This is a genomic window from Paenibacillus sp. 22594 (assembly GCF_052044425.1).
GTDB lineage: Bacteria > Bacillota > Bacilli > Paenibacillales > Paenibacillaceae > Paenibacillus_AQ.
Genome location: NZ_JBQENA010000001.1, coordinates 1,319,649 through 1,336,108 on the forward strand (window position 1 = coordinate 1,319,649; position 16,460 = coordinate 1,336,108).

Here is a 16,460-nt window from a genome sequence, read left to right on the forward strand (position 1 = left end):
TCGTTTGTCTTCCTGGTTCTTATTGTACACAGCGGAATTTTCTTTTTTATTACCTGAATCTTACGAAAATCTTAAGCTGCCGTAATCCAGGTAAACCGCCTGACCAGGAGGGCTTGTTAGAAGGTCAGCCTGCGAAAAGAAAGCGTAAAAGCGGTTTTGACGAAAGGTTTGCTGCGCAGAGTAATGCTGCCGTTCATTTGTTCGGTTAACCTTTTGGTGATGGTCAGCCCAAGTCCGCTCCCCTGATAATCCCGGTTACGGGAATCCTCCAGCGTGTAGAGCCGCTCAAAAACTTTATCCAGATGGCCTTCGGTGATGCCCTTCCCCCGGTCCCATACCTCGATGCACACCTGATCCCCGTCGCTGTATAACCGAAGTCCAAGTACTCCGCCTGCATCCCCGTATTTGATTGCATTAGACAGCAGATTCGATAGCACCCGGTCCAGCGCCTCTCCGTTGCCCATGATGTACATCGCCTCATCCGGAATCTCGATCTCCACCTCACTGCCCTTGGCACTCAGAATATCGTAAAAGGAAAGAATGTTCCGCCGGCAGACCTCCCCCAGCTCCACCCGCGATAGAGCGATCTCTTTATCCCCCGACTCCAGCTTGGCCAGATCAAAAAAAATGTTCATCAGCCGGATCACTTCTTCTGCCTTACCGTGAATCGTCCGCAGAATATGCTCCTGCTCCTCTACCGTCATCGCCTGATCATGAAGAATCGTTTCAATATAACCGAGCACCACCGTCAGCGGAGTCTTCAGATCATGAGAAATGTTCGCCAGCATGCTGCGCATGGACTTCTCCAGCTTGGCCAGTTCCACTGCACCCTTGTGGTTGACGTCCAGCAGCCGGTTCAGATCGGTAAGCAGCTTTTGCAGATGAGGATCACTGTTGAAGAGCAGCAGTCTTTCGTGCGAGCCCCGGTCCACAATCCCCTCAAGCTTGGTGTGGATATATTCGAGCTGGCGGGAATGCTCCCGCAGACGCAGGTACTGCCAGAGGATCACAATTAGAAGCAACAGGATAGCCGCACTGAGCAAAGCCATCATTCCAGCACATCCCCCAGCTTGTAGCCGATGCCCCATAATGTTTTGATGTATTCCGGCTTGGATGGATCATCTTCAATTTTTTCACGCAATCTGCGCATATGTACATTAATGACATTCTCGTCCCCGTAATAATCGTCTTCCCAGACGCTGCTGTAAATCTGCGCTTTGGTATACACCCGGCCGGGGCTGCTCACGAACAGCTTCAGAATCTGAAATTCCTTGGCGGTCAGCTTGACCTCCTCACCGTTCTTCAGTGCCGAGAAATTATCAAAATCCACGGTGAGTCCACGAAGCGATATCCTGTTCGATTTCGCCTCCGCCGGAGCTGTTTCCTGGCTGGCACTGCCTGCAGCGGCATATCCGGCTCTTCGGATCGCTGCCTTCACCCGTGCCGCCAGCTCGATCATTGAGAACGGCTTCGTAATATAGTCATCTGCGCCAAAGCCAAGGCCCAGCGCCTTGTCAACATCACTGTCCTTTGCGGACATGATCAGCACAGGCACCAGACTGTCCCGGCGGATCGTCTGCAGCACATCATTGCCGCTTCGTTTGGGAAGCATCAGATCCAGCAGAACCAGATCATAGGCGCCGCTGCGGTGAAACAGCCTCTCCGCTGCCTCACCGTCAAATGCCGTTTCCACCTCATACCCCTCTTTTACCAAATACGAGCGCACCATTTCGCTTATCGCCTCGTCGTCCTCTATCAGCAGCACACGCTGTGGCATATCTGAACCTCCCTGTAATTAAAAATATTTCGCACGTACAGCCAATCACCATTTATAGCTTGAGTCCTTAAAATTATATCAGGCTTTGCTGTGCAGATTCATCCGTATATTGTCTTATTTGTACCCGCCCTCAGCTTCCGGCAGCTGCTTAAAAGCTTCATTGGCTTCAACCGTGTCTATGATGAACTGTGCCACTCCGGTCATGCTCTGGCCGTCCGTGCTCGTGTCGCATTCACTCCAGACATAATGACGCTCAGCACCATTGATTTGGACCGTCAGCTCGTAGCTTACATAAGGCTTCCTGTTACATTCTGTGGACAGCTGCTTTTCTTCCAGGTCATTGCTGAGCACCAGCTCACGATAAATACGCTGGCGGTCCTTATCCGGCAATGTATAATTATTAACTTCAGCCACTGAACCATTCCGCAAGTCCTTGACCAGCTTCTGCTCTCCAGTGTTGATCTCATTCTTGCGGTCCACTCCATATTTCAGTACAAACTCGAACCGGTCCTGCTTCGCCACATCATATTCGACTGATAACAGCTGCCGCTCCGCTTGCTCGCCATCGCACCCTGTCAGGGTATATGTCAGCAGGGTATTGGTCTCCACCCGCTCCAGCTCTGCGCAGGAAACCGTGCGGACCTCAGGAGTGCCAAAGGCATCCTCCGTTGTGTCAACTGTATATTGCAGTCTTCCTTCCTTGTACTCCAACACCTTAAATATCGGATCACCCTCAATGGTATGCTGCACCACCCGCTGAACACCGCTCTTCCGTCCGATAAAAGCATCCAGTTTGTCCAGATTCTCCGTGCCTAAGCTGTTGCGGTTGATCACATCCTCCTGCTCGTTCAGCTTGTGGCTGATCTTCGGATGGTTTGCCGAATCTTTATTCCAAGGCAGCAGGGAGCAGCCTGTAAATATAAACAGGGTCAGCAAGACCGTTAGAAGCATAAGGAATCCTCTCATGGCACGTCTGCTGACCACCTTAGGCAGACGGGGCCATTTTAATGAAAGGTGTGGACTCATCGCATGAAGCCTCCTTTTCAGGGCTGATGGAAGTTGAACATTTGCTAAAGTATACCATTAATGAAAATCATCCGGTCCATTTCTATTTCAGTTTTACTAAAGGGAACCCAGGTAGATGTCACCCAACTGGTGACCCTAACCCCCACAGAACCCGGCTTGCGGATCTCCCACACCAGGCTCTTCAGAATTGGTTTTACAGTACAGCGTATGTCTTCAACCGCTGGTACGGAATGAAGATTTTCCTTCTGGAATAGATTGTACTCACAGTTCTCCAACATAAAAAATGTATTTTTTATAAATAATCCCATTTTAGTCATTGACTTGATCCTGATAGAGTGGTATTTTGGTTTGGAAACCGGTTTCCTCTTATTTATGCAAACTATTTTGTCACTAGATTCAACGTAAGATGCAGAGATAACCCTCTGTTTGCGTCTGCTAAGCGAAACGATTTTTTTCATCATTGCATACGGTTCACCGTGAAACAGGCAGATGCTGAAGAAAAATAAAGTAAGTGTCTTATTGGCCCTGCCGGCTCCCAAGCGGTTGCGCACCGCTGTCTGGAGGCAAAGCAGGACCGATCCGATGATTAAAGGCAGACCATTTAAAAGGAGAGTCGAACCATGAAAACGTACTCAAAGCTTTTGACAACCCTATCGCTTTCGATGAGCATGGTACTAGGTGCCGCATTGCCCGCATGGGCTTCCCCAGATACAAGCGTTAATAACAAACTTGATTACAGTACGGACGTTGTCTATCAAATTGTGACCGACCGGTTCGCAGACGGCAATTCGTCTAACAATCCGACAGGTTCTGCATTCAGCAGCGATCATTCCAATTTAAAACTGTATTTCGGAGGAGACTGGCAGGGAATCATCAATAAAATCAATGACGGCTACCTGACCGGTATGGGAGTTACGGCACTTTGGATTTCTCAGCCTGTGGAGAACATCACCTCTGTCATCAACTATTCCGGCGTTAACAACACAGCTTATCACGGATATTGGCCCCGTGATTTCAAAAAAACCAACGCTGCCTTCGGGAGCTTTACCGATTTTCAAAACCTGATCTCTACAGCGCATGCGAATAACATCAAGGTCATTATCGACTTTGCTCCAAACCATACCAGCCCGGCTTCGTCCACGAACGCAAGCTTTGCCGAGAATGGCAAGCTGTATAATAACGGCACGTTGCTCGGAGCTTATGGAAGCGACTCCGCTGGTTTGTTCCATCACAACGGCGGCACTGATTTTTCCACCATTGAAGACGGCATTTACAGAAACCTCTATGATCTGGCGGACATCAATCAAAACAACAGCACGATTGACAGCTATTTCAAGGAATCCATAGACCTCTGGCTTGGCCTCGGTGTAGACGGAATCAGATTTGATGCGGTGAAACATATGCCTTTCGGCTGGCAAAAAAGCTACGTCTCCTCCATCTACAGCGGCAGTCATCCGGTGTTCACCTTCGGCGAATGGTTCCTTGGCACTGACGAGACCAGTACGGACAATGTCAATTTTGCCAACAACAGCGGTATGAACCTCCTTGACTTCGCATACGCTCAGGAGGTTCGGGAAGTATTCAAGGACAAATCGGAAACTATGAACGATCTCAACTCAGTGTTAGCCTCTACCGCATCCAGCTATAATTATATTAATAATATGGTGACCTTTATCGACAATCATGATATGGATCGCTTCCAGGTGGCGGGTTCCAGCACGCGGCCAACCGAACAAGCACTGGCGCTCACCCTGACATCCCGCGGAGTACCGGCTATCTACTATGGTACCGAGCAGTACATGACCGGCGTTGGTGATCCGAATAACCGGGCTATGATGACAGGGTTTAACACCAACACAACAGCTTACAAGCTGATTAAAGCCTTGGCCCCGCTGCGCAAGTCCAATCCCGCTATTGCTTACGGAACGACAACACAGCGCTGGGTCAATGACGACGTCTTCATTTATGAACGGAAATTCGGCAAAAGCGTCGCCCTCGTTGCTATCAACCGCAACACGTCCACGCCTTATCCGATTTCGAACCTGTCATCGTCGCTGCCTGCGGGCACCTATTCGGATGTGCTGGGCGGCCTGTTAAACGGCAATTCAATTACCGTTGGCAGCAGCGGCTCCGTCACTAATTTCACGCTTGCGGCCGGAGGAACGGCGGTTTGGCAATATGGGGCGGCAGAAACCTCGCCGACCATCGCCAATGTCGGACCGACAATGGGTAAACCGGGCAACACCGTGACGATTGACGGCCGCGGCTTTGGCAACACGGCGGGTACAGTCTATTTCGGCACTACGGCTGTCACTGGTTCAAACATTGTGAGCTGGGAGGACTCCCAGATTAAAGTGAAAATCCCAAGTGTCACTGCCGGCAAGACAAATGTATCGGTAGCCACTGCTTCCAGTACAAAGAGCAATGCTTTCAGCAATTTCAGCGTACTGACGGCCGATCAGGTCACCGTGCGCTTTAAAGTCAACAACGCCACCACAGCCCTTGGAACAAGTGTATCCCTGGTCGGCAATGTAGCTGAGCTTGGTGCCTGGAACGCCTCTGGTGCAATTGGCCCAATGTACAACGTAGTTGAAGCATCCTATCCAACATGGTATTTCGACGTCAGCGTACCGGCAGGGACGGCGCTGCAGTTCAAGTTCATCAAGTCGAACGGCACCACCGTCAACTGGGAAGGCGGCAGCAACCACACGTATACAACACCAACCAGCGGCGTAGGCACAGTGACGGTCGACTGGCAAAATTAAACGGGAGCTACCGGTATAAGGAATTTGGCAGAGCTTGTTATGTATCCAACCAAAGAAAAAGATTAGGTGTGAGATGCCTAATCTTTTTTTTGCTTTGCTTGTATTCTGTCCTGTAGTCAATTTTTCAAAGATGAAATGCTGCGTCAACTTCATCGGCCGCTGCTTCCTCATTTACCTGATACATTCTCAACGTGATTGCAATTGTGCAATAAGTTGGTTTTTGAATTCCCTCATCCTTTTTACGACAGCTCTATACCTTCAGGCATTCTCAGCAAAACCCTGCTGCCCCAGAGACGATTCAGAACGTCATACACCTCTCTCCCCTCCCATATACATAAATAGAACAGTTCCGGTCGTCGCCGCACATCTGCGGCTTGGCCTGAATATACTGCAGTCTTAAGCCCAAGCTGGAGGGAGAGATGGATTCATGCCCGGAGATGAGATTCAAGCGCTGGAACGGGCGATTGCCGAGATTACGGAGATTGCTTCCGGGTTTGGGCTGGATTTTTACCCGATGCGTTATGAGATATGCCCGGCTGACATTATCTACACGTTCGGTGCCTACGGGATGCCTACCCGATTCGGGCACTGGAGCTTCGGAAAGACGTTTCATAAGATGAAATCGCAATATGATTTTGGTCTAAGCAAGATCTATGAGCTTGTCATTAACTCCAACCCCTGCTACGCGTTCCTGCTGGACGGCAACTCGCTGGTCCAGAACAAGCTGATCGTGGCACATGTGCTGGCCCACTGCGATTTCTTCAAAAACAATATGCGTTTCTCCATGTCGAACCGCGACATGGTGGAGAGCATGTCGGCCACGGCAGACCGGATCGCCGATTATTCGGTCACCTACGGCATGGATGCCGTAGAGGGTTTCATTGATTCTGTCCTGGCGGTACAGGAGCACATCGACCCCAGCCTGATCCAGCCCCGCAAGCTGGGCAAAACCCACCTGCTTGAAGCCAAGATGAAGGAACGTAAAGATACGCCCCCCGGAAGTCCTGGCCCGGCCAATCCCTATGATGAGCTGTGGGATCTGGAGAACGGCAAGGCTGCCGGCCCGGAACCGGAAACCGCCGGAAAACGTAAGTTCCCGCCCGAGCCGGAGAAGGATATCGTCTGGTTCATCCAGCAATATTCGACGGCGCTGGAGGACTGGCAGCGCGACATCATGACAATGCTGCATGACGAGATGCTCTATTTCTGGCCGCAGATGGAGACCAAGATCATGAACGAAGGTTGGGCCTCCTACTGGCATCAGCGGATCATGCGCGAGCTGGACCTGACGCCTGAGGAGACGATCGAATACGCGAAGCTGAATTCCTCGGTCGTGCAGCCCTCCCGGCAGAGCCTCAATCCCTACTACCTGGGGCTGAAGATTTTTGAGGACATCGAGCGCCGCTGGGACCGTGACAAAATGTTCGAGGTCCGGGAGTTGGACTCCGACATCTCTTTTATCCGCAGCTATCTGTCGAAGCAACTGGTCAATGACCTGGACCTGTACGTCTTCGAGAAAAAAGGCCCGGAATGGAAAATCACCGACAAGGCCTGGGAGAATGTCCGTGACCAGCTGGTGCTGGCCCGTGTCAATGGCGGCTCGCCATACCTTGTCATTGAGGATGCGGATTATGAGCGAAACGGGGAACTGCTGATCGCCCACCGCTATGAGAGCATCGAGCTGGATCTGAAGTACCTGGAGCGCACCCTGCCGCACATCTATGCGCTCTGGGGCCGTACCGTCCACCTGCAAACCGTGGTCGAAGACAAAAAGGCCCTTTTTACCTATGACGGCAAAAGGGTTCAGCGGAAATTCATGTAGAAGTAAATGGGCACTATCAGCGCGTTTCCCTAGCGGAAAAGCGCTGGTTCGTGCCCTTTTCTTTTAGACAAGCAAGCATCCGACTCTCCACAGCTTCAACCAATCGGAGAGTTATGCTCGGCTGGGATAGCCTGTTCCATAATTTATGAAAGAGAATTTACGAACTTCACCTCCGGAAAGCGGATATCCGGTCCTTTCATTAAGCTTCCGCCTTGCTTTTTCAGATACATATCGAAGAAATCCAGCATATAGGCATTGATCACGGAGTCCGCTCTTTCGGGCTCAATCTTTCCTGTAATGCCCAGCATTTTGAATATCGGAGAAATAAACTGTACGTCGGTAAAATTTAAATGCTCCGTATTTTCGATATATAGGACTCGTCCCCCTACGCCGACCGTTTCACGCATCCGTTCAAGCTCCAACTTTTTATCTTCCGTTACTTGATCCTCCCACTCTCTAGTTGAGCCCATACGGCTCAGCTCTGCATCCGTGTATACCCGGTTATCCATCACCATTTTTAATTTTTCGAAATAGCTTTCCGAGTTGATGAACAAAAACGGCTTACGCAGACCCTCCCGGTCTCGCAGACGATAAAGCCCTCCATCAAGGTCTATGCCAGCCGCGATCCGCGGATCGTAAGCAGCGTCATAGGCCGTTGCTCCGCCGATGGAATGACCGAACACCCCGACATGACCGAGATCAAGCTTCCCTTTGATATGACTTGGAATCTGCCCCGATTGGATGAGCTCGAATTGGTCCAGCGCAAACGCCACATCCCCGGTTAAGACTGCTCCCAGCTTGTCACGAATCTCTATTCCTGTCCGGTAATCATTGTCGGGTGAGAATAAGTCGTTGGTGGTGCTGGTCGTGATTCGCCCGTCTGGAAACTCGGTGGCAAATGTATTGTAGGTGTGGTCGATCACAGCCACGATATATCCGTGACTCGCGAGATATTCAGCTTGCGACGTGTGGAGGAACCTGGAAGAGCCGTTGCCGGGATTCGCAAGAATCAGCGGGTATGAATTCTGTGCCGGAGAGACTTCAGCCCCCGAATAAGTATGACTGGATACGTACCTCAGGTGCCCAAAAGTAAACCCGGGAAGTCCATAGTCCGCGGCCATATAACGTAAAATCCGGGGATCAGGAATAAAGGGAGCATGCTTGCCGGTGCCAGCTTGAGCCGGATACCATACCTGAACCATTAATTCTCTATGACCCTCTCTGGCTTCGCCGTAAATCTCTTTCCTATGGGTATCCATGAAATGAAAGGTTTGCGTTCCTACCTTAAATCCTCCTGTGGGTTCAGGTAGTTTAAATACAGGAAAGGCATACATAAGAACCGCTGTTACGGCCAGCATTACCGCTATAACGGTATAAGCTGCACCCAACATGAATCGCGGAATTTTTTGGGGTCCGTTTTTTTTAAAATAGCTAAAACCTGAAACGGCTAAAAAAAGGATCGTTAGGCAATATGGGAACAATAGCTGAACTCTGTATCCTTCCACCGTCCAATGAATGACCAGTAAAAGTGTAGCGATCCCGCTTGCAACGAATACCGGAATTTTACGCCGTCCTTTTTTGAATAGGACTGTACATGCAAACAAGCCGATGTTTGATAAAAAAAGTAACAGTTCAAACAGTCTCATCCCGATTCTCCTTTTTAAAACTTTCTATTTTTGTTTGTTCCAATCTTATCCTCACAGACCGGCCTAAGCTATCGATTTACCTTACATTAATCTTACAAGTATGAAATTCGCTTGCGGGAGTGGAAGACCCGTATAACGGTTTCTCATCAGCTTGAAAGAGCGCCGCTTGAGGTTATAATAGTTTACAGCTAACCTAATACAGCGTATTTCAAACCATAGAAACACAGTAAGTTCCCATCGCTCCTCGGAGACGGCATGCTGGTGTTTTTTCAAATCAGAAAAGGAGCCAAGTCTATGTTTAGTATCCTGATTGTAGAAGACGATCTTAAGTTGGCGCAGCTGCTTCAATCCTATGTGGAGAAATACGGGTATCGGGCTGAAGCGGTCCAGGAGTTCGACCGGGTAATGGAGGTGTTCCAGGACATTCGTCCAGATCTGGTGCTGCTAGATGTCAATCTGCCCCGTTACGACGGTTATTACTGGTGCAGGCAAATCCGGACGGTCTCCACCTGCCCGATTCTGTTCATCTCCGCCCGCGACGGCAAGATGGAGCTGGTCATGGCGCTGGAGAACGGAGCGGACGATTATATCGCGAAGCCCTTCGATTATGAAGTGGTCCTGGCCAAGATCAAGAGCCAGCTTCGCCGTGCTTACGGCTCATACGCTTTGAGCAAGAGGGAACGGACCGTGGAATGCACAGGACTCGTGTTGTATCCCGAAAGGCTTGAGCTGACCTTATCCGGCAAAACCGTAGATCTCAGTCATAAAGAATCCCTGCTGATCGAAACACTGATGGAAAACAGCTCCAAGGTGGTCAGCCGCGACTATCTTCTGGACAAGCTGTGGAACAGTCAACAGGTAGTTGATGACAACACGCTTAATGTCAATATCACGCGTATCCGTAAAAAATTATCCGAGCTCGGCGTTGAAGAAGCGCTGGAAACCGTAAGGGGAGCCGGATATAAACTGCGGCCTTTCTGGAGGGAGGAGCCATGAGGCTGTTTTGGAGAGAGCAGGTTCCGTTAATCTTTATGTATGCCGGACAGCTTCTGCTGACTGTATATATGTGCCGCTTATCCGGTTTCCGGAATACCTTCGATCTTGTGTACATCTGCATCGTAAATACGGCCTTATTCGCGTTTTACCTAATATACCGTTATATCCGCCATTACCGGTTTTACCGGAGGCTGACTCGTCCGCTTCTGTCCATTGACGAATCGGCCGAATTTGCCGGGAACGCACCGCTCGCGGATGCACTTGGGCATCTGCTCCAGGGGAACTATCGTCTGTATCAGAACGATATCCAACAATACCGTAAAAAGCTAAATGATCACATCACCTTTATCAATCAGTGGGTGCACCAGATGAAAACCCCGCTCTCCGTTATGCATCTTGCGGTTCAGAATGAAACCGCCCCCTTCTTTGACAGTATTCGAGAGGAAATAGACAAGCTGAAGAAGGGGCTTGACACGGTGCTGTATACTTCACGCTTGGATGCATTCGAGCAGGATTTCGTGGCGGAACCGGTGCATCTTCATCAGCTGGTCGGGAAAGTGGTGGCTGAACACAAAAATTTATTTATCCGCAATAAGGTCTTCCCGGAAATCCAGGTGGATGACCGGCTGATGGTCATGTCCGATGACAAATGGCTTGCCTTCGCACTCAGCCAATTAATCACCAATGCGGTACGGTATTCGGCAGGCGCAAGCAGCCGTGTCATGATTAGCTCGGATGTACGCGGAGAACGAGCCGCTCTTGAGATTCGGGACAACGGTGCCGGAATCCCGAAACAGGATATCAAGCGGGTGTTCGATGCGTATTTTACTGGGGAAAACGGAAGACGGTTCGGAGAATCCACCGGCATGGGTCTCTACCTGGTTCGGGAAATCGCCTCACGGCTTGATCATCAAGTCGAGATTGAATCCGAGCAGGAACAAGGAACCACAGTACGTATATGGATGGGAATCACGCATGTTCAAGCTCCATGAACATGCTTTGTTTTTTATTACAGCGTTGTAAGATTGGTTTAAGGATAATCGATGGGATAGCGATTGTGGAGCGGTTATGATTATGCGGGAGAGCCTTGGATATTCGAAATTCCAGCCCCATGAAAGGAAGAATGCTTGATATGGATATGTTAATCGTGCGCAATCTGGCAAAAGTATATGATGGCAGCATGGGGTATAAGGCGATGAGTGATATGAATTTGGTTGTCGGGAAAGGCGAGTTCGTCGGCATTATGGGTCCTTCCGGCAGTGGCAAAACAACGCTGCTGAACGTAGTATCCACAATCGACAATCCTACCTCCGGGGAAGTGTTGATTAATGGGGAAAACCCCCATTTGTTATCCAAACACGATCTGGCCCTGTTCCGCAGACGGAAGCTGGGCTTTGTCTTTCAGGATTTTAATCTGCTGGATACGCTGACCATCGGGGAAAATTTTTACAGGGGCAATAACCGCCAGGCCTTCTTCCAACAGATTATCGATATGCTTTCGCTAATGGGAGGGAATGCACATGAGCTTTCACCGCTTCGTGTTCATTAAGAGGAGTTCACGGCGTATCCTGTCCATGATGACCATTCTGGTAACAAGCCCGGAGGGTCAATAAATGACGTTGCGACAATTTGCCTTCCGTAATGTTAGCCGGAACAAACGAACATATGCCGCTTTTTTTCTGAGCAGCACGTTTTCGGTGATGATCTTTTTCATGTATGCTGTTTTTATTTTTCACCCTGCCATTAAAAATTCCGGTTTCAACGGTTCAGCGGTTGAGGCAATGACTGTTGCGGAATATATCGTATATGTATTCTCCATCTTCTTCGTACTCTATTCCGGCAGTGCTTTCCTGAAATCCCGCAAACGGGAATTCGGTGTGCTCATCATGCACGGTATGACCTACAATCAGCTGCGACAGATCGTCTTTATCGAAAATATGGTGATCGGTTTCGCTTCCATTGTGGCAGGTCTTGCCGCCGGCATGCTGTTCGCCAAGCTATTCATGATGATCGGAGCCGATGTGATGCACATGAGCCCGCTGCCGTACTACATGCCTGGCACAGCCATTCTGCTCACTTTGTCCGCATTCGTGCTGTTGTTTCTCGTCATTTCCGCGTTCACAGCCGTATTCGTACGGGCCAGCAAGCCGATCGATCTGCTGAAAAGCAGCGCCAAACCGAAGCCTGAGCCTAAAGCATCCGTTTTTCTTTCCATTACAGCGTTCTGCCTTCTGCTTGCCGGATACATCATCTCGTTCCAGGTGAAAGGTGCCACGGTCGTTTTCGCTCTTTTGCCGGTCACGGTCATTGTCATCATCGGCACTTACTTTTTATACACCCAATTAAGCGTATTTGTGATTCATGCTTTAAGAAGCAACCGCGCTGTCTTTTTGCGCAAAACGAATGTGCTCGTTTTATCTGACATGGCTTACCGTATGAAGGACAACGCCCGCATGTTCTTTCTCGTGACGATCGTTTCGACAGTCGCCATTTGCGCTATGGGCGGCTTGATGGGATTTCTGGAAACCATCCACAAACAAGTCTCGGCTGCTTACCCGTTCGCCTATAATTACATTCAAACTACCGGCGATGCCGGGCAAGCAGCCTCTCACACGAAAATAATTGAACAAGTGCTCAAAGAACGGGGAATTCGTTATGATAAATGGTCTGTTCATGTAGCGAGCTTCGATTCAATAAATGGACAATCTCTGAACCTCATCCGCCTGTCCGAGTATACCAAGCTAGCCAAAGCCTTGGATTACCCGGAACTGTCGCTGCAGGGAAATGAAGCTGTGACCATTTGGACCATGACAAACCGGCCGTTTCCGGAACACGAGTGGTCCATAAAGGGAACATCCATCACATTCAACATGAAACAAACCGTCGGAAAGGCGGTCACGCCTCCCCTGATCGATGAACCGCTGTTGATCGTTCCGGATCGGATGTTTGACTCCTTGGGCAATCCGAATAAAGAACAGCTTTTGACCAGTTACAATACGGACAGCGTTGATTCAACGGCGGATACGGGGGAGGCCATTGCCGGGCAGCTCGGACATGCACAAACTTCCGGGTATTGGTTCGCATCTTCTGCCTATTTGGAGGAGCAGATGAAGCGGACCTATAATCTGATGCTTTTCGTCGGGTTGTTCATCAGCTCAGTATTTTTTGTTGCATCGGGAAGCTTTCTATATTTCCGGCTGTTTACCGACCTGAATGATGACAGGCAGAAGTACCGTTCCATAACGAAAATCGGGTTGACCGACAAAGAGCTTGAGAGGGTTACAACTCTACAGCTGGCGCTGTTGTTTTTCGTACCGCTCACGGTCTCGCTTATCCACAGCTCAGTTGCGCTCTACGCTCTGCATAATCTATTCGATTCCCCGGTGACTCAATCGGCCATTACGGTCTACATCGTTTTCCTTGCCGCGCAAATCCTGTACTTTCTGCTGATCCGTGCCCGTTATTTACAGCATTTGAAACACTCAGCGGGCTTTAACTGATTGCCCCTATTTCTAAAGGTCCACCGGACCGGCATGTTGCAAAAGGCCCGCCAGCACACAAAGGTGCGAGCGGGCCTTTCTTTGCGGTCGCTACCCCTAGCGACCGTTAAAATAGGAATAATGGACAAAGGTTGGATAGGTGAGAGTAACGGAGGGAAGTTTGGAACTGGAAGCGCGTCAGCGGCCGGAAGTCCAAACATTCCCGCAGATACGGCCATTCACCGTCCAGCCTTTGCCCCGTTTTTCTTTTTTTAAAGTCGCACCCTCACCGGAACATAAATCTCCATCACCGTATCCACCCGGGAATGACAGCGCTCATCGTAGAACTCAAAATCAAGCTTACCGTCATCATAATCGTACCCGCCCCCCGGGAACCATTCCTCAAAAATATACTTCCATGTGCTCTTAATCACCTGCACGAACGCCTCTTGATCCTTCCCCTCTGAAGTATCCACAGGCGGTGTAGTGAATACGGCATATTGGGCCTCCGGCATTTCAGCTGTCAGCATATCCGGTGTGACCATGGAGAAATCGTCCACAATCACACCAAGCAGATAAGTAGCATTGCCGTTGTCCAATGCCGGAACACATAACCCTACTTCTCCATGTTTGGGCGGAGCGAGGATTTCGTACATTTTAGACTCCAGATTTTCACCTTCATAGTGGCTCCAGAAGGAAGCCATATCCTTCGTATAATTGCCTTCCGCCACATTTGTTGCTATACCGTAGCCTGCGACCTTAAAAGCCGGTTTCTGTACAATCACTGGATTCATTAGATATCCTCCGATTTCAAAAATAGGACCGTCCTGAAGATAACCATTCATCCGCGCCGCATATTGCGAGGGACTGTAGCCAAAAGCCTTGCGGAACGCCTTCGTGAACCCGCTCTGCGTCTCAAAGCCGTACTCCAGTGCGATATCAATGATCCGCTTGCCGCTGAACAGCTCCACCGCTGCTAAAGACAGCTTGCGGCTGCGCACATACTCCATCACAGACATCCCCTTACACAGGCTGAACACCCGGCTGAAATGATACAGCGAATATCCCGTCTCCGCGGCAATTTCCTCGGTAGTCAAATTTTCTTTTATATTTTGTTCAATATATTCAATGCATCTCTCCATATCCTTACTGTAATTCAAGCAGCCACCCAGCCTTTCCCCGATCGGTGATTTCATTATAACAACTGCCTGCCAGGTGGGCTGTTCCTGTTTTGCTATACTTGAGATCTTCACGCAGCAATTATTCTAACCTGACGGACTGTAGTCAAGTTCATAGGATATAGTGAAGATATAGAAGAAGCTGAATATATATTTGAACTGGAGGTCTTTTTTATGGCAACGGCTACGAACGAGCAACTGATGTTTGAATTTCGGTCTTTGATCCCCTACATCCAATCGCTGGGTACCCTTGATGAGATGCATTGGGAAACTCCGGTCGCGGCAGGCAAATGGACATTAAAAGAAATGCTCTGCCACCTTACGCAGTGGGACAAGTACTTTTATGAAGAAGCTTTCGCTAAAATAATGAAAGGTCAGCCGCTGACCCTCCGGCAGCAAAACTTTGATGAGTTCAACGCCCGCGCTATCGAATACGCCAAGTCACTGACGAAGCAGGCGGCTATCGGACAATTCGTGCTCTACCGGACTAAAATCCTTGATGCCGCCACAGCCTTAAACGATGAAGAATTGGTGAAGGAGTATATAGACGGGGACGGCCAGAAATTCAGCATCCGGGGTTATCTGGAAGACTTTATTCCCCATGACAAACACCATAAGCAGCAAATGGAGCAGTACATACGGCCGGGTGCGATATCATAATTTCTCTACTTCAAGTGAAGCCAGCAGCCAAGGAGCAACGCCCATCGGTACATCGGACAATACGGCTTCAGAAATGTAATAGTCATAGGAGCCGTTGCGGTCTTTGCTCAGCCCGGCACCATGGCAGATTCGATGCAGGTGAACGCCTTGATCATCTTCGCTGGCCAGATGCGTCAGAATCCCCTCATAGCCGCTCCGCATGGCTTCATGAAATGAAGGTTCGAGATAGCCTAGTCTTAGCCCCTTGGCCATTGCATAGACGAACATACATGAGCCGGAGGCTTCCAGGTAATTCCCCTTGCGGTCCGCCTGATCCAGCACCTGATACCAGAGTCCGGTCTCTTTGTCCTGTACCTCCACAAGTGCTCCGCACATCCGCTGGAATATTCCGATGATCGTTCCCCGCTTAGGATGAGTAACCGGGAAATGCTCCAGGCAATCCACCGCCGCCATCACATACCAGCCCATCGCCCGGCTCCAGAAATGGGAGGACAGGCCTGTAACCGGATTAGCCCATTCCTGCTCCTTCGATTCATCCCAGCCGTGATAGAGCAGCCCGGTCCGCGGATCGCGGGTTCTGCGTTCAATCAGCAGAAGCTGATGAGCCGCCTCGTCGATCAGTTCAGGACGCTGAAAGACTGCGCCATACTCCGCAAGAAACGGCGATGCCATATACAGCCCGTCCAGCCACATCTGGAACGGATATACCTTCTTATGCCAGAATCCGCCCTCAGAGGTGCGGGGGTGTCCGATTAGCTGGGCAGCCAGCATATGAGCGGCTTCGGCATAACGCTGCTCTCCGGTTTGCTGATACAGCAGGAACAGATTTTTGCCCTGGTTGATCTGGTCAAGATTATACTCCTCCAGCCGGTACGTACGGATTGATCCGTCCTCGCCGATGAAGCTGTCCATATGCCTCTGCATATAGCCCACATATTCATGTTCACCAAGCTGGACACCGGCACGCGCCACTGCCATCAGCAGCATGCCAGGGACATAAGCCCAGCGTTCCAGCACAAAGGCGTGCTCACCCTGTTCGTTGCACTGGCTGAGAATCGTGTCCGCAATTTTGCGGGACCAGCTTGTTGTGCTTGCTTCTGATATAGACATC

General features: G+C 50.0%; 12 protein-coding genes and 1 pseudogene. 7 read left to right on the forward strand and 6 right to left on the reverse strand.

All coding sequences use genetic code 11. The annotated features are described in order from the left end of the window. Positions 1-116 precede the first annotated feature (116 nt). From ACTJKB_RS05985 to ACTJKB_RS05995, 3 genes are all read right to left on the reverse strand, one after another. Positions 117-1,052, reverse strand: coding sequence for a sensor histidine kinase (locus ACTJKB_RS05985; RefSeq protein ID WP_440832445.1), 936 nt, complete (start codon positions 1,050-1,052; stop codon positions 117-119). Beyond that, positions 1,049-1,777, reverse strand: a complete 729-nt coding sequence (locus ACTJKB_RS05990) for a response regulator transcription factor (RefSeq protein WP_440832446.1) — start codon at positions 1,775-1,777, stop codon at positions 1,049-1,051. The genes ACTJKB_RS05985 and ACTJKB_RS05990 overlap by 4 nt, the downstream gene beginning before the upstream one ends. A 114-nt stretch (positions 1,778-1,891) precedes the next feature. Beyond that, positions 1,892-2,803: a DUF4362 domain-containing protein gene (locus tag ACTJKB_RS05995; RefSeq protein WP_440832448.1), complete on the reverse strand. Its 912-nt coding sequence runs from the start codon at positions 2,801-2,803 to the stop codon at positions 1,892-1,894. Between the two features lie 620 nt (positions 2,804-3,423). On the opposite strand from ACTJKB_RS05995, the gene ACTJKB_RS06000 reads away from it, so the two are divergent. Next, positions 3,424-5,568: an alpha-amylase family glycosyl hydrolase gene (locus tag ACTJKB_RS06000; RefSeq protein WP_440832449.1), complete on the forward strand. Its 2,145-nt coding sequence runs from the start codon at positions 3,424-3,426 to the stop codon at positions 5,566-5,568. Positions 5,569-5,995: 427 nt separating this feature from the next. Next, positions 5,996-7,390 (forward strand): SpoVR family protein, encoded by a 1,395-nt coding sequence (locus tag ACTJKB_RS06005; RefSeq protein WP_440832450.1) that lies wholly within the window; start codon positions 5,996-5,998, stop codon positions 7,388-7,390. A 143-nt stretch (positions 7,391-7,533) separates the two neighbouring features. On the opposite strand, the gene ACTJKB_RS06010 is transcribed toward ACTJKB_RS06005, so the two are convergent. After that, positions 7,534-9,036: an alpha/beta hydrolase family protein gene (locus ACTJKB_RS06010; protein WP_440832452.1), complete on the reverse strand. Its 1,503-nt coding sequence runs from the start codon at positions 9,034-9,036 to the stop codon at positions 7,534-7,536. Positions 9,037-9,330: 294 nt separating this feature from the next. Here ACTJKB_RS06010 and ACTJKB_RS06015 point away from each other — a divergent pair, with 294 nt between their 5' ends. From ACTJKB_RS06015 to ACTJKB_RS06030, 4 genes and pseudogenes are all read left to right on the forward strand, one after another. Then, a complete protein-coding gene (locus ACTJKB_RS06015; RefSeq protein ID WP_440832454.1) occupies positions 9,331-10,032 on the forward strand; it encodes a response regulator transcription factor in 702 nt (233 codons plus the stop codon). After that, the gene (locus ACTJKB_RS06020; protein ID WP_440832456.1) at positions 10,029-11,024 is read left to right on the forward strand and encodes a sensor histidine kinase; all 996 of its coding nucleotides are present in this window, start codon (positions 10,029-10,031) and stop codon (positions 11,022-11,024) included. The genes ACTJKB_RS06015 and ACTJKB_RS06020 overlap by 4 nt, the downstream gene beginning before the upstream one ends. A 140-nt stretch (positions 11,025-11,164) precedes the next feature. After that, positions 11,165-11,563 (forward strand): annotated as a pseudogene (locus ACTJKB_RS06025) (ATP-binding cassette domain-containing protein); the annotation flags it as partial. An 82-nt stretch (positions 11,564-11,645) separates the two neighbouring features. Continuing rightward, positions 11,646-13,532 carry an FtsX-like permease family protein gene (locus tag ACTJKB_RS06030; protein WP_440832458.1) on the forward strand — a complete coding sequence of 629 codons (1,887 nt, stop codon included), beginning with the start codon at positions 11,646-11,648 and terminating at the stop codon, positions 13,530-13,532. A 251-nt stretch (positions 13,533-13,783) separates the two neighbouring features. Here the strand turns inward: ACTJKB_RS06030 and ACTJKB_RS06035 are convergent, their stop codons facing one another. Then, the gene (locus tag ACTJKB_RS06035; protein ID WP_440832460.1) at positions 13,784-14,707 is read right to left on the reverse strand and encodes an AraC family transcriptional regulator; all 924 of its coding nucleotides are present in this window, start codon (positions 14,705-14,707) and stop codon (positions 13,784-13,786) included. Between the two features lie 156 nt (positions 14,708-14,863). Here ACTJKB_RS06035 and ACTJKB_RS06040 point away from each other — a divergent pair, with 156 nt between their 5' ends. Then, complete coding sequence (locus tag ACTJKB_RS06040; RefSeq protein ID WP_440832462.1) at positions 14,864-15,349, forward strand: DinB family protein; 486 nt, start codon at positions 14,864-14,866, stop codon at positions 15,347-15,349. Here ACTJKB_RS06040 and ACTJKB_RS06045 read toward each other — a convergent pair. Then, a complete protein-coding gene (locus tag ACTJKB_RS06045) occupies positions 15,344-16,459 on the reverse strand; it encodes a glycoside hydrolase family 88/105 protein (protein ID WP_440832464.1) in 1,116 nt (371 codons plus the stop codon). The two genes, ACTJKB_RS06040 and ACTJKB_RS06045, sit on opposite strands and share 6 nt — an antisense overlap. Position 16,460: the final 1 nt, after the last annotated feature.